The organism is Deinococcus arboris, assembly GCF_009755355.1.
Taxonomy (GTDB): Bacteria; Deinococcota; Deinococci; order Deinococcales; family Deinococcaceae; genus Deinococcus; species Deinococcus betulae.
In genome coordinates this window covers 1-13,340 of sequence record NZ_WQLB01000028.1, presented here as the reverse complement: position 1 = coordinate 13,340, position 13,340 = coordinate 1, and the positions used below count along the sequence as shown (strand labels likewise).

Genomic DNA, 13,340 nt, shown 5'->3' with positions numbered 1-13,340 from the left:
CCCGTGTGCCCCTCTTGAGGAGACAGCCAGGAGTGAACTGCAGGAGGGGTGAAGGTCTACTGGTTTCTCCACCACAGCGTCAAAAAGAGACCAGAAAGCTGAGAGCGAGCTGAGAAGTGCCTCCGCTTGTGAGCCTCTTCATGTGCTGGTCTTGACGCAAAAGAGGACAGAACAAAGGCCGCCGCGTGCAACTCGCGGCGGCCAGAAAGACGCAGGATTAGCCCTGTTGCTTGGCGGTTTCGGCCAGTTCCTTCTGTTCCTCTACGACCTCGCCGCTGACCTTTTCTCCCAGAGCGTCGGCAATGACCTTGGCCTGCTCTTTGGCATGCACGCTGGCATACCCGGCGGCGGTGCTGGCGGCGCGCGGGCGGGTAGACGCCTTCAGGGTCTGTCCGGGGGACAGAATCTTTTCCAGGTCTTCCCAGATCATCAGCCAGGCGCCCTGGTTTTCAGGTTCTTCCTGCGCCCAGACCACCTGCGCGCCGGGGTGCTTCGCCAGTTCTCCGGCCAGAGCCTGAGCCGGGAAGGGATACAGCTGTTCCAGGCGAATCAGAGCCGTGCCCGCGTAGCCGTCCCGGTCGGCGTCGCGCGCCTCGGCCAGTTCCCAGTGCAGCTTGCCCGAGCTGATGACCACGCGCCGGGCGCTCTGCACCGTCTCGTCGCCAATGACCTCGCAGAAACGGCCGGTGGCCAGGTCGGACAGGGGGCTCATGGCCTGCTTGTTGCGCAGCAGGCTCTTGGGGGTCATCACGATCAGGGGCTTGCGGTAGGGCCGCAGCACCTGGCGGCGCAGCAGGTGGAAAATCTGCGCGGCGCTGCTGGGGACCACAACCTGCATGTTCTTCTGGGCGCACAGCTGCAAGTAGCGCTCCAGACGGGCGCTGGAATGTTCCGGACCGGCCCCTTCGTAGCCGTGGGGCAGCAGCAGGGTCAGGCCCGACAGGCGCTGCCACTTGCTTTCCCCGGCGCTCAGGAACTGGTCAATGACGGCCTGGGCGCCGTTGGCAAAGTCCCCGAACTGGGCTTCCCAGGCCACCAGCGCCTTGGGCTCGCTGGTGGAGTAGCCGTATTCGAAGGCCATCACGGCTTCCTCGGAGAGGGTGGAGTCGATGACTTCCACGCGGCCCTGGCCGTCTCGCAGGTGCGCCAGGGCCATGTATTCCTCGTTCATGGGGTCAGCCGCATTCTGGTCGTGCAGGACCGCGTGACGGTGAACAAAGGTGCCGCGCCCCGAGTCCTGGCCCACCAGGCGGACGCCGTGGCCCTCCTCCAGCAGCGTGGCGTAGGCCAGCATCTCGCCCATGCCCCAGTCCAGCGGCTGTTCGCCTCTGGCCATCGCCGCGCGCGGCTTGATGACCGTGCGCTCGATGGTCCGGTGAACCTTGAAGCCTTCGGGCACTGCCGTGAGTTGCAGGCCCAGTTCTGTCAGTTTGTCCTGCGGCACGGCCGTGGGCACCTCGTCGCGCCAGTGGGTGCCGGTGTACTCCTTCCAGTCCACGGCCAGTTTGCTCTGCGCGAGGTTCTCCACTTCCTCAACCACGGCCTCGCCGGCGTCCAGCTGGTCGCGCAGGCGGCCCACCAGGCGGTCGCCCTCGCCGGGTTCCAGCACGCCCGCCGCCTCCAGTTCCTTGGCATACAGCGCGCGGGTGCCGGGATGGGCGTCAATCTCGCGGTACATAATGGGCTGGGTCATGCGCGGCTCGTCGCCTTCGTTGTGGCCGTTGCGGCGAAAGCAGATCAGGTCAATAAAGACGTCCTTGCCAAATTCCTGCCGGTAGGCCAGCGCCAGGTCGCCGCAAAAGGCCACGGCTTCGGGGTCGTCGCCGTTGACGTGCAGCACGGGGGCGTTGGCAATCTTGGCCACGTCGGTGCAGTAGCGGCTGCTTCTGGTGTCGCGAGGGTCCGAGATGGTAAAGCCCACCTGGTTGTTGATGACGATCCGCACCGCGCCGCCCGTAGAAAAACCGCGCAGGCGCGAGAGGTTCAGGGTTTCCATGACCACGCCCTGCCCGCTGACGGCGGCGTCGCCGTGGATGGTCACGGGCAGCACGCTGCGGCGCTCCAGGTCGCCCCGGCGGTCCTGCCGGGCGCGCACGCTGCCGTGGACCACCGGCGACACGATTTCCAGGTGGCTGGGGTTAAAGGCCAGCGCGAGGTGCATGGGACCGCCAGGCGTGCGCACGTCGCTGGAATAGCCCATGTGGTACTTCACGTCGCCGGCCACGTCGGGGTTGTCGCTCAGTTTTTTCTTGCCGTCGAATTCGTCGAACAGGACGGAGCTGGGCTTGCCGAAGATGTTGACCAGGGTGTTCAGGCGGCCGCGGTGGGCCATGCCGATCACGACTTCCTTGACGCCCGCTTTCCCAGCCTGCTGAATGATGCGGTCCAGCAGCGGAATAAAGCTCTCGCCGCCTTCCAGACCAAAGCGCTTGACGCCGGGATACTTGTTTTTCAGGTACAGCTCCAGCCCCTCGGCGGCGTTCAGTTTGACCATCAGGCGGCGGCGTTCCTCGCGGGTGTACTGGCCCCGGCCACGTCCGGCCTCAATGCGCTCCTGAAACCACGCGCGTTCGGGCGCGGGCAGATAGGAGAACTCAAAGCCAATGGCCCCGCAGTAGGTGTCGTGCAGCTGGGCCATCACGTCGCGCAGGGCGCCGGCAAAGGGGCCGTCCTGCACAGGCTGGTTCAGGTCGGCCGCCGACAGGCCGTAGTATTCCGGCGTCAGTTCGGGCACGACCGGCAGGCCGCGCATCTTCAGCGGGTTGGTCCGGGCGCTGATGTGGCCGTAGACGCGGTAGGCCGTCACCAGGGCGCCGGCGGCCTGCTGCGCGCCCCCCACGCCCTGTGGCGCGGGCACCAGGGTCTGGCCCCGGCGCTGGGTACCCAGCTGATAAAAAGCCTGCTGAATGGCCGAGTGGGCAGTTTCCTGCGCCCCGGCGCGCACCTCGTCGAAGTAGGCCCGCCACTCGGCGTCCACACTCTGGGGGTCAGCCAGGTAGGCCTCGTACAGCCCCTCGATAAAGGCCGCGTTCCCGCCGGACATGATGGTCTGCGACTGCGTCATAACGCCTCAGCATACCGCTGGCTGCGGCGCCTGACGCCCGCCCCCTTCACCCCTTCTTTGTTCCTGTGCGCGTAACCATTCGGGCCAGCCGGACAGCCCGGCGCTGGCACTGCTGGCCGCTCAGGCCGCAGCATAGGGCCATGACCCACCCCGCCTTTCAGGCCGCCCATCCCGACTTCCTGCGACTGTTTCCCACCGGCGCGGCGCCTGAATGCCTGGGCCGGGGCTATCAGGCCGGTGAAGGCCCAACCTATGTGCCGGCGCGCAGCGCCGTGATTTTTAGCGATGTGGCGGGCAACCGCACCTGGGCCTACACCGACGCGGGCGAGTTGAAGGAGGAACTGCACCCCAGCAGCTACCAGAACGGACACTGCATCGATGCCGAGGGCCGCCTGATTGCCTGCTCACATGGGCAGCGCGCCCTGCTGCGCCAGGAGGCCGATGGCCACTGGACCGTCCTGGCCGACCGTTTCGAGGGCCAGCGCCTCAATTCGCCCAACGACGTGGCGCTGCACCCTGACGGCAGCCTCTGGTTCAGTGACCCCAGCTACGGCCTGGACAAGCCAGAAGAAGGTGGCACCGGCGCCCCGATGGAACTGCCGGGCCGCTGGGTCTTTCGCCTCGCCCCAGACGGCACCCTGACGGCGCCTATTCGTGACCGCTTCAAACCCAACGGCCTGATTTTTGCCCGCCCCGACCTGCTGCTGCTGGCCGATACCGGCGACAGCGCGACCTACCGTTACCGGGTCACTCCGGATGGGCAGGCCACGCTGGACGGCGAACACTTCCGGGTGGACCCCGGTAAGACTGACGGCCTGCGCCTCGACGAAGCCGGACGTATCTGGAGCAGTGCAGGCGACGGCGTGCATGTCCTCAGCCCAGACGGCCAGGAACTAGGCCGCATCTTGCTGGGGCAGAAGGCCACCAACCTCTGCTTTGGTGGCCCGGAGGGAACCACTCTCTTTATCACCACCAGCACGGAATTCTGGCGGGTGCCGACGGTGGTCCAGAGCCTGAAGCTGTAGGTCAGCCGCCCAATTCAGCCGCCCAGTGCGGCGACCAGCTCGGCCTTGCTCATGCGGCTGCGGCCCGGCACGTCTTTTTCCTTGGCGTGGTTATACAGTTCGTCGCGGCTCAGGTCGGCCAAGGCTGTGTGGGGGTTGCCGGTGCCCTGGGTGCGGGTGTTGGGGGTGCGCCCCTCCTACCGCCGGTGTTTGTTGACGGTGCGGGCGGCGAGTTCCTCGGCGCGGTCCTCGCTCTCGCCGTGTTCCAGGGCGCTGTCTTTAATGTGCTCGTATTGCCGCTCATCTTTCTTGCTCCAGGCGTCGGGCATGGCCCACCTCCTTGAAAGGCAAACGCGCCGGGGCTGCAAGGCTGCTCCGGCGCGCTTATTTCTCCAGACGGTTACTCGGTCAAAGAGCGGTTGAGGCGGCTCTTGTCCTCAATAATCTTGCCGAGAATAAAGAATGTGGGCGCCCAGTGCCCCACGAACAGGCCGTCGCGCTCCTTGTTCGAAGCGTCACTCTGGAAATACTGCGACGCACTCAGCGCGATTGAACCAAAGCCCAGCAGATACAGGATGTTGTGCAGTTTCATGGGGAACCTCTCAGTCAGGACGCAAGGGTCAGGGACAACGGAGCAGACGGCCCCGGCGTGCGCCCAGCAGGCCGCAGCGGTGAACAACTGTCCCCAGCAAAGCGCACCCCCCCGGCCCAGAACGTACCCCCGCCTACCCTATGAAGCCCACCCCAACAGAGCCTCAGCGTTTTGTGGCGCGTGTCTACAACAGCCATGAAAAAGAGCGGCCCGCGTCTTGGCCGCTCTCCCATCTTTGTCCCTTGGCTGCATGCTCAGGAGGGGTACCCGCGTTCTGGCCCTGTCCTCCGCCTGCTCGTTCAGCCGCGCCGCTTTGCTCGTCCGCCCGAAGTTCAGCTCAGGCGTACTGGGCGCGCATCATCATGATTTTCAGTTCGTGGGCGCTGGTGGCACTGGCCAGAGCGTCTTCCTCAGTCATCTGGCCGCTTTGCACCAGGCTGGCGAGGTGCTGGTCAAAGGTGTGCATGCCGCGCGACCCGCCCTCTTGCAGCGCCTGCTTGATTTCCTCGGTGCGTTCGGGGTCTTTGATGCACTCGCGCACGGTGGGCGTGCCCAGCAGGATTTCCAGGCCCAGCACGCGCCCGCCCCCGGCTTTGGGCAGCAGGCGCTGGCTGATGATGCCCACGATGCTCTCGGACAGCCCCTGACGAATCTGGTCGCGCTCGTGCGGGGCGAAAAAGTCGATGATGCGGTTAACGGTGCGCACCGCGTCCTGCGTGTGCAGCGTCGAAAACACCAGGTGGCCGGTTTGCGCCGCGCTCAAAGCCGCTTCCACCGTTTCCTTGTCGCGCATCTCGCCGATCAGGATCACGTCCGGGTCCTGGCGCATGGAGGCGCGCAGGCCGTTGGCAAAGGTCAGGGTGTCCATGCCCAGTTCGCGCTGGCTGATCATGGCCGTCTTGTCCTTGTGCAGCACCTCAATGGGGTCTTCCAGGGTCACGATATTGACGGGCTGCGTGTCGTTGATGTGGTCGAGCAGGCTGGCCAGGGTGGTGGTCTTGCCGCTGCCGGTGGGCCCGGTGACCAGAATCAGGCCGCGCTCGTGCTGCGCGAGCTGCTCAAAGGTCTCGATGGGCAGCCCCAGCTGCTGAAAGTTGGGAATGGCCTTGTCCTCAATGACCCGCATAATCAGGCCGATGGTGCCGCGCTGCCAGTAGGCATTCACGCGGAAGCGCGCCAGTCCCGGAATCCCGTACGCAAAGTCGGCCTCGCGCCGCTGGGTAAAGTCGTCCCACATGGGGGGCGACATCATCTCTCGGGCAAAGGCCTCCACGTGGTCTGGTCCCAGGCGGGTGTCGCCGTAGCGCTTAATCAGGCCATTTACGCGCCCAGCCGGGGCGCTGCCGGTCCGCAGGTGGATGTCGCTGGCTCCGTCTTTCACAATGGCGGTTAGGACGCTGTTGAGGACACTCATGGCTCCCTCAGGGTAGAGGGTCGGGTCTTACAGTTTTGCTGCACTGGTGGGGGCGGCTTCTGGTGCCGCCGCACCACCCCGCAGCCGCCGGCTCTCTAAGTCAGCGTGCTGAATCAGGTAGCGCAACCAGGCTTTGGGGGTCATGGGGCCAAACTGGTTGTGGGGAATGGTCAGGGTGTCGTCGGGCGGGGTGCGGTGCAGGCGCCGGGTCAGGTCCACGGTGGCGGCGCGGGTGGTGGTGACCAGCTGCCGCAACTCGCGCAGGGGCGTGTCCTGCGGCGGGCGGTGGCTGTGGTAACTGCCGTCCAGGTCGGCCTTTGCGCCCAGTGCGGCCCGCAGGCGCCCCTGGCCCCAGCGCTCAATGCCAATGATGTGGCCCAGCACTTCGCGGTTGGCCGGGGTGTCGGCGGCCCGCTCGGCCCGGCCGGTCAGGAATGTGCCGGCACGTTCCAGACTCTGGCCCAGGTCGCTGTACGAACTGCGGGACACGGGCCGTTCCAGCACCCGGCTGACCACCAGGCCTGTGACCTCTTTCTTGCGGGTGCGGGCCAGGTAGGCGGCGCCAGCGGCCACCCCCACCGTGGCAACCGTAACAAGGGCGGGCACGTAGGCGCTGGGGCGTCGGCTCATACCGCATGGTACGCGCCTCAGAGCCCTGAAGTTTCGGCCGGGCAGACGAGCACTCCGCCCGCCGTGCCGATCAGCGCCACCTGCGAGTCGGGCGGACAGGGCAACTGGTCCGGCAGCATCAGCGGGTGGGCCAGGGTGTATTCGGGCAGGTTCAGGCGCAGTCCCCGTGCCCCCCAGCCAAACCCTTTCCCCAGCCGCGCGCCAGACGGGTCTGCCGCCACACAGGCCAGGACGGCGGCCTGGGCGCCCTCTGGTTTTAGTGTGGGTTCACCGTGGGTGGGCATGGCGCTCAGGCGCGCGCCCGCCGGGTCCGAGAGTGTCCAGTACCAGCCTTCTTTTTTCTGGTGAGGGACGTATAGGGTCTTACCGGCCTTGAGGGCCAGCCCCCGCAGCGGATACAGCGCGCGTTCTGGCCCCACGATCAGGGTGTGCAGGGCCGCCACCTGGGGGTGCGCCAGGAGCTGCGCGGCGGCCTTGCGGGCGTGGGTAAAGTTGGGGCAGTGGCCATGCGGCGGGAGGGGATAGGCGCAGGCACGTCTGCGGGCCAGTTCATCCCAGACCTGTTCGCGGTAGGCGCCGGCGGTCAGCATAGGCCGCAAGGTAGCTCTACTTAAACACGTCAGTGAGGAATCCTATCGGTCGGGAGGCCCATAAATTGGTAGATATGAAGCCAGCATATCCCCAAGTAGTTATCCGTGTTGAACGCTATGACCCAGAGGAAGTAGGAATCATACAAGCCTCTACACATCCCGATATTCCTGAGGGAGCATCCGTGAGGGCCGTTTACTATCAACAGCTTGAGATTACTGGCGAGCTAGACGTATACAAGCTTGAAATCGGCTCTAGATCTTACAAAGCAGACCCAGACGAGCAGGACCCGCAGTGGTCACGGAACTGTTTGGTGCTCCTCGTTACCCACCTGTGGCCAAAACAATGGGATGACGGCGAGACCTTGTCCAGCAAGGGTGTTTAAGTAGTGCTAGGGCATCTCCACGCACTCTGTCAGTGGCAGGAAAAATTGGGACCGCCAGAACAGGGGCCCCGTTAGGGTAAGTATGCTTATAGCGCGCTGCGACTCGCTCTCTGGTTTACAGGGTAGCCAGCAGGTCGTGGTGGTTGAGCTTCAGGTGAACGGCGTCCTCGACGTGGGCCACCGTGTCCAGCGGAATAAAATGGTCGCGGGTGTCGTCCGGCAGCCGCATCCGAATGTAGTCGCGGTCAATCTCGACCACCGTGCCGTGCTGAATGCCGTCGGCGCAGAAAATGGGCATGCCCTGGGTGATTTCGTTCATAGGTGGCCTCCTCCCGGCCGCCGCGTGTGGGCGGGTCAAAGTGTTCTCTACTCTGAACCCCTGCCCCTGAATGCAGATGAGCTAAGACTTCAGGGCGGCTTCCCGTTGATGCGGCCGCCCTGCTCCTTGAGAGCAGGTCCTTCTACCGCACTTTGAAGCTACCCGCCTGAGTCCCCTTTCAGAGCCGCCCTCTCCACCTTGGGGCGAGAGGCGCCCCTCAAGTCCACTTCTGCCGCTGTCTGTAACGAAGTCTCACTCCCTTTGCCTGAGAAGCGGCCAAAGGAGAAGCCAGTGGCCGCTCTGGGTGCCGCTGTCAGGCCTGTGCGGCTGCCTGATTAATCGTTGCGGCCAGCGTGGTCAGGTCGCTGTCGGTGGCCTTTTCTTCGGTCTCGGTCACGCGCAGCACTTCGAGATGCTGCTGGTGGCCCAGCACCTGGGCGTAGCGGGCCACGGTGCCGTAGCCGGCGATTTCATAGTGTTCGACGCGCTGGGCGCAGGCAATCAGGCCAGCGTCCTTGACGGCGGGCGCGGCGTTCTCGGCGATCATTTCGGCGCCTTCAGCAATTAGCCCCTGCATGGCCTTACAGGTGTGGCCGCCCGGGGTCTGGCCCAGGTCGGCAAAGATGGTGTCCAGGCGCTGCACCTGCTGCTGGGTCTGGGCCAGGTGCTTGAGAAATCCCTGCTGAAGCAGGGCGTCGTTGGCGGCGGCCGCCATCTTGGGGAGCGCCTCGACCAGCTGCGTCTCGGCGGAATAGAGGTCACGGAGCTGCTCAACATACAGGTCCTGCAGGTTTTTGAGGGTGGTCATGATGACTCCTTGGGAATAGGGAATGAGAAGGGCTCAGCCATTGATGATTTCCCCGCCGTTGGGATGAATCACCTGGCCCGTGATGTAACTGCTGTCGTCGCTGGCCAGAAACACAAATGCCGGGGCCACCTCGGCGGGCTGCCCAGCGCGGCCCAGTGGCACGTCCTGACCAAACTCCCCCACCTTCTTGGCGTCAAAGGTGCTGGGAATCAGCGGCGTCCAGATGGGCCCCGGCGCCACGGCGTTCACGCGAATCTTGTGCTCGGCCAGGCTGCCGCTGAGGCTGCGGGTAAAGGCCACGATGGCGCCCTTGGTGCTGGCGTAGTCCAGCAGTTTGGGGCTGCCCCGGTAGGCCGTCACGCTGGTCGTGTTGACAATGCTGCTGCCCTCTTTCAGGTGCGGCAGCGCCGCCTGCACCAGATAGAACATCGCAAAGATGTTGGTGCGGAAGGTGCCCAGCAGCTGCTCGGGCGTAATGTCCGTGATGCTCTCTTGCGGGTGCTGTTCGGCGGCGTTGTTGACCAGCACATGCAGGCCGCCCAGCGTGTCCACCGTGCGGTTCACCGCGTCCTGGCAAAAGGCCGGGTCGCCCACATCGCCGGCCAGCAGCAGCCCCCGGCGGCCTTCGGCCTCAATCATGGCCAGGGTGGCGCGGGCGTCTTCTGTTTCGTCCAGGTAAACGATGGCCACATCGGCGCCCTCACGGGCGAAGTGAACGGCCACCGCGCGGCCAATGCCGCTGTCGCCGCCGGTAATCAGGGCCACCTTGCCCTTCAGGCGGCCACTGCCCTGGTACCCCTCGCGGATGACCACCGGGGCCAGGCTCATGTCGGCTTCCCGGCCGGGCTGCTGCGCCTGGGTCTCGGCCGGCAGCTGCTCGGGCATGGCGCTGGCGGGGGCAGTTTCGGGGGTCTGGCTGGGGTCGTCTTTGGTCATGGAACCTCCTGGGGTTGGGGACGAACGAACATGCGTCACGGTGACCGCGCCAGTCTTGAAAATTGATGGGCACGCCGGGCAAGAGTTCGCTGAAGAAGGGTTCACCGCGTTTTGTGCTGACTGGGGCGGAGGCTCCGGGCGCCTTCATGTGGAGTCGTGCAGCGGTGCTCTGCTGCTTCTGGCGTTCCTGGGACGGCCAGGCGGGTCTGCGATGATTCAGCGCCAGACCACCGCAGTCCCTGAGCGGCTGGCGGGGCTAGGAAAAGCGGAGAGCAGCAACGGGCGGTGACGGTGGAAGAAGCACACCCGTCCCCTTTCAGTGCGCCCTGCCTCCAGCACCAACCTGTCGCACCCAAAAGGCGGTCCTGACTCAAGGCGGCAGGGGCAGGCCAGATCATCCAGAGACACTGGGCCATGTGCGCCATGCCGGCGCAGTTCCGCCGGGCTAGCCTGCCGGGCATGACGACGGACGCTTCAGCCAGCCCCACGACCCCGCCCAGCTTCGTGCGGCCACCGCGCCTGGGGCCCGGCTCGCGGGTGGCGGCCCTGAGCCTGTCCAGCGGCTTTGTCACTGAAGTCATGCACCGCTACCGCGCGGGTGTGCGTCAGGTGGCCGGCGCCTTTGGCTGGGAGGTGGTGCCCGCGCCAAACGCCCTGCGCGGCCCCGACTACTTGGCGGCCCACCCCCAGGCCCGCGCCGACGACCTGCACTGGGCGCTGACGCAGGGGGACATTCACGGCATGGTCAGCGTGATCGGCGGCGACGACAGCGTGCGGCTGCTGCCCCACCTGGACCCTGACCTCCTGCGGGCGCACCCCAAGGCCTTCCTGGGCTTCAGCGACAGCACCGTCACCCTGACCCAGTTTCTGCGCGCGGGTGTTATGGCTTACCACGGCCCGGCCCTGCTGACCGACCTGGCCGAGAACGGCGGCCTGCACCCCTTTACCGTCCGGGGCCTGCGCCGGGCGCTGATAGACGAGCCCGCCCCCTTTGACCTGGAGCCGGCCCCGGAATGGACCGCCGGGGGGCCCGACTGGCGCGACGAGGCGGCCCAGGAGGTGCCGCGCACGTTCACGCCGGTTTCCCCCGCAGAGGGCTGGACCTGGCTTCAGGGGGACGCCCCCGCCCAGGGGCACCTGATGGGCGGCTGCCTGGAGGTGCTGGACATGCTCAACGGCACGCCGGGCTGGCCGTCGCCAGCGCTGTGGCGCGGCGCTGTGCTGGCCCTGGAAACCAGCGAGGATATGCCCCCGCCGCATCAGGTGGGCTATTGCTATTGGCTGCGCAACTACGCGGCTCAGGGCATCCTGGGCGCGGCCGCCGGGCTGCTGCTGGCCCGCCCACGCGGCTATACCCCCGAGATGACAGCCGAACTGCACGGCTGGGTGAGGCGCGTGCTGGCCGAAGCTGGCCGCCCGGAACTGCCAGTGGTCGCTGGCCTGGAGTTCGGTCACACCAGTCCGCAGCTGACCCTGCCCCTGGGCGCCCAGGCGCGGTTAGACCCGCAGGCCAGGCGCGTCACCATCTGGCCCTGAGGGCAGGCTGCCCACGCGGTGAAGGTCCGGGCTTGCCAGGCCATGCGGGTCCAGAACTCAGGGGCTACCTCGGGTCACGGGTTCTGTGTTCCAGGCCGTCACCAGGCAAGCGAACAGCCCGACGCCGCCTCAGAACGTGGAAGGGTCATGCAGAAGGCTCTAGAGCGACCCGGTTCAGAAATCCAGCTCACCGAATCGGCGTCTGGCGCGGTACTATGGGGCGGTGCGGCTGCTGTTGCTGTCTGATATTCATGCCAACCACACCGCGCTGCAGGCGGTGATGGCCGATGCGGCCGGGCGCCGCTACGATCAGGTCATCAGCCTGGGGGACGCGCTGGGGTACGGGCCCCACCCGCGCGAGGTGCTGGACGCCCTGCGCGACCTTGACGCCGTGTGCATCCTGGGCAACCACGACGACATGCTGCTGCAGTACGCCGGGGGCCGCAAGGAAGCCAAGGACAGCGTGGTTTCCATGGCCCTGCGCTGGCAGCTGGCGCGCCTGTCCGAGCGGGATATCGAGTGGGTGCGGCTGTGGCGCGACGGCATTGACGACCCCGATGTCGGCGCGCGCTACCGCCACGGCACCCCAAGCAGCCTGGACGACTACACCGATTCGGTGCCGGCGGCCCGCGAGGCCTTTACCCAGTGGCAGGGCCGGCTGGGCTTTGTGGGCCACACCCACAACCCGGCCGTCTACGCCACCCTGAATTCTCCGGTGGGCGACTGGATCAAGGTGCAGCACTTTCAGGACGGCGGCAGCTACATGGTGCCGCCCAGCACGCGCGTCATCCTCAACCCCGGCAGCGTGGGCCAGCCGCGCGACGGCAACCCACAGGCCAGTTACGCCGTCTACGATTCCTCGCGGGCGCACTTTGAGGTCTTTCGCGTGAACTATGACATCGAGCGCGCGCAGGAAGCCGCCCTGGAAGCGGGCCTGCCGCAGGTGCTGGCGGCGCGACTGGCCATCGGGAAGTGAGCGCCCCGGCCGCTGGGCTGCACAGCGCCCTGCTGGAACAGACCCTCCCCTTTGGGGGCAACGCTCTGCTGCTGACTGGCCCCGCGCGTGTGGGCAAGCGCGCCCTGGCCTGGGCCATCGCCGCCCAGCACAACTGCAGCGGCACGAAAGGCATGGCGGGCGAGGCCTGCGGCGCCTGCGCGTCGTGCCGCGCCCTGGCCGCTGGGGGCCACCCCGACACGCTGCTGGTCGAGCCTCGCGCCACCACCGCTACTGGCAAGGCGGCGCGGCGCAAACTGATTCCGATTGGTGCGGTGCTCTCTGGCCGCGACAAGGCGCGCGAATACGACACCCATGTCTTTGAATTTTTAGAGATGCGCCCCACCTTTGCCCGCCGCGTGGTGATTGTGGACGGGGCCGAGCATCTGGGCCAGGAGGCTGCCAATGCCCTGCTGAAGTTGGTCGAGGAACCGCCGCACCGGGCGCTGTTCGTCTTTCTGGCCGAGGACCTGCGCGCGGTGCTGCCAACCATCGTCAGCCGCAGCGCCCGCCTGAGTGTCACGCCAGTGGCTGACCGCCTGCTGGAACGCGCCCTGACCCTGGCCGGTCAGGAACCAGACGCCGAGCTGGTGGCCTTCGCCGCAGGCCGTCCCGGCGTGCTGGAGGTGGCCGAGGCCGTGCGGGCCGCTCTGGAAGACGCCCGCACCTTCACGCTGGCGCTGGACACGGGGCTGCTGCCTGCCCTTCAGGAAGCCGAGGGTCTGGAAAAGCGCTGGAATCCCACCTGGCACCCCGAAGCGCTGCGCTTTGCCTGGCGCGTGGCCCCGCCCCACGCCCGCGCCCGCGCCGACGCGGCCCTGAGCGCCTTGCAAGACGCGCTGGAAGCGTATGCCAGCCCCAGTCTCAGCTTTCAGGTGTTCGCCCTGAGCCTGCGCGACGCCTTTGGCTACGCTTAGCCGCCGGGTGTTGCGGAATTCCAGCCTCTCTGATGTAGCTTTCGTCAGCAATGCCCACACCGCTGCGCCTGAAAGTAGAGTCTTCCTGCCTGCTCCGATTGAACCGTGGACAAAGCGGCTTAGCCAGAGTTGGCCTGGACTGGCCTCTCCCTA

At 66.4% G+C, this 13,340-nt stretch carries 15 protein-coding genes; 5 read left to right on the top strand and 10 right to left on the bottom strand.

Going from position 1 to position 13,340, the window contains the following annotated elements:
* Positions 1-217: 217 nt before the first annotated feature.
* A complete protein-coding gene (locus GO986_RS16875; protein WP_157460476.1) occupies positions 218-3,064 on the bottom strand; it encodes a 2-oxoglutarate dehydrogenase E1 component in 2,847 nt (948 codons plus the stop codon).
* 140 nt (positions 3,065-3,204) lie between these two features.
* On the opposite strand from GO986_RS16875, the gene GO986_RS16870 reads away from it, so the two are divergent.
* Positions 3,205-4,089 carry an SMP-30/gluconolactonase/LRE family protein gene (locus GO986_RS16870; RefSeq protein WP_157460475.1) on the top strand — a complete coding sequence of 295 codons (885 nt, stop codon included), beginning with the start codon at positions 3,205-3,207 and terminating at the stop codon, positions 4,087-4,089.
* A 14-nt stretch (positions 4,090-4,103) separates the two neighbouring features.
* Here the strand turns inward: GO986_RS16870 and GO986_RS23265 are convergent, their stop codons facing one another.
* The 6 genes from GO986_RS23265 to GO986_RS16845 form a co-directional block, all read right to left on the bottom strand.
* Positions 4,104-4,211, bottom strand: coding sequence for a Rho termination factor N-terminal domain-containing protein (locus tag GO986_RS23265; protein WP_255449398.1), 108 nt, complete (start codon positions 4,209-4,211; stop codon positions 4,104-4,106).
* 54 nt (positions 4,212-4,265) lie between these two features.
* On the bottom strand, positions 4,266-4,397 hold the full coding sequence (locus GO986_RS23260; protein ID WP_255449397.1) for a hypothetical protein: 132 nt from the start codon (positions 4,395-4,397) through the stop codon (positions 4,266-4,268).
* Between the two features lie 71 nt (positions 4,398-4,468).
* Positions 4,469-4,660, bottom strand: coding sequence for a hypothetical protein (locus tag GO986_RS16860; protein ID WP_157460474.1), 192 nt, complete (start codon positions 4,658-4,660; stop codon positions 4,469-4,471).
* Between the two features lie 337 nt (positions 4,661-4,997).
* Positions 4,998-6,074 carry a PilT/PilU family type 4a pilus ATPase gene (locus tag GO986_RS16855; protein WP_157460473.1) on the bottom strand — a complete coding sequence of 359 codons (1,077 nt, stop codon included), beginning with the start codon at positions 6,072-6,074 and terminating at the stop codon, positions 4,998-5,000.
* Between the two features lie 27 nt (positions 6,075-6,101).
* Entirely contained in the window at positions 6,102-6,704 is a 603-nt protein-coding gene (locus GO986_RS16850; protein WP_157460472.1) for a DinB family protein, read from the bottom strand.
* A gap of 17 nt (positions 6,705-6,721) precedes the next feature.
* Entirely contained in the window at positions 6,722-7,294 is a 573-nt protein-coding gene (locus GO986_RS16845; protein WP_157460471.1) for a 5-formyltetrahydrofolate cyclo-ligase, read from the bottom strand.
* Positions 7,295-7,368: 74 nt separating this feature from the next.
* Between GO986_RS16845 and GO986_RS23045 the strand changes: the two genes are divergently transcribed.
* Positions 7,369-7,677 carry a hypothetical protein gene (locus GO986_RS23045; RefSeq protein ID WP_157460470.1) on the top strand — a complete coding sequence of 103 codons (309 nt, stop codon included), beginning with the start codon at positions 7,369-7,371 and terminating at the stop codon, positions 7,675-7,677.
* A 115-nt stretch (positions 7,678-7,792) separates the two neighbouring features.
* Here the strand turns inward: GO986_RS23045 and GO986_RS16835 are convergent, their stop codons facing one another.
* From GO986_RS16835 to GO986_RS16825, 3 genes are all read right to left on the bottom strand, one after another.
* Entirely contained in the window at positions 7,793-7,996 is a 204-nt protein-coding gene (locus GO986_RS16835; RefSeq protein ID WP_157460469.1) for a DUF2171 domain-containing protein, read from the bottom strand.
* 313 nt (positions 7,997-8,309) lie between these two features.
* Positions 8,310-8,804, bottom strand: coding sequence for a YciE/YciF ferroxidase family protein (locus tag GO986_RS16830; RefSeq protein ID WP_157460468.1), 495 nt, complete (start codon positions 8,802-8,804; stop codon positions 8,310-8,312).
* Positions 8,805-8,837: 33 nt separating this feature from the next.
* Complete coding sequence (locus GO986_RS16825) at positions 8,838-9,740, bottom strand: SDR family oxidoreductase (protein ID WP_157460467.1); 903 nt, start codon at positions 9,738-9,740, stop codon at positions 8,838-8,840.
* A 459-nt stretch (positions 9,741-10,199) separates the two neighbouring features.
* Here GO986_RS16825 and GO986_RS16820 point away from each other — a divergent pair, with 459 nt between their 5' ends.
* The 3 genes from GO986_RS16820 to GO986_RS16810 all read left to right on the top strand — a co-directional run bounded on the left by GO986_RS16820 (position 10,200) and on the right by GO986_RS16810 (position 13,187).
* Entirely contained in the window at positions 10,200-11,276 is a 1,077-nt protein-coding gene (locus tag GO986_RS16820; protein ID WP_157460466.1) for a S66 family peptidase, read from the top strand.
* Between the two features lie 223 nt (positions 11,277-11,499).
* Positions 11,500-12,252 carry a metallophosphoesterase family protein gene (locus GO986_RS16815; protein WP_224573220.1) on the top strand — a complete coding sequence of 251 codons (753 nt, stop codon included), beginning with the start codon at positions 11,500-11,502 and terminating at the stop codon, positions 12,250-12,252.
* A complete protein-coding gene (locus GO986_RS16810) occupies positions 12,249-13,187 on the top strand; it encodes a DNA polymerase III delta subunit-related protein (RefSeq protein ID WP_369409439.1) in 939 nt (312 codons plus the stop codon). Before GO986_RS16815 ends, GO986_RS16810 begins: the two co-directional genes overlap by 4 nt.
* The last annotated feature ends 153 nt before the right edge of the window (positions 13,188-13,340 follow it).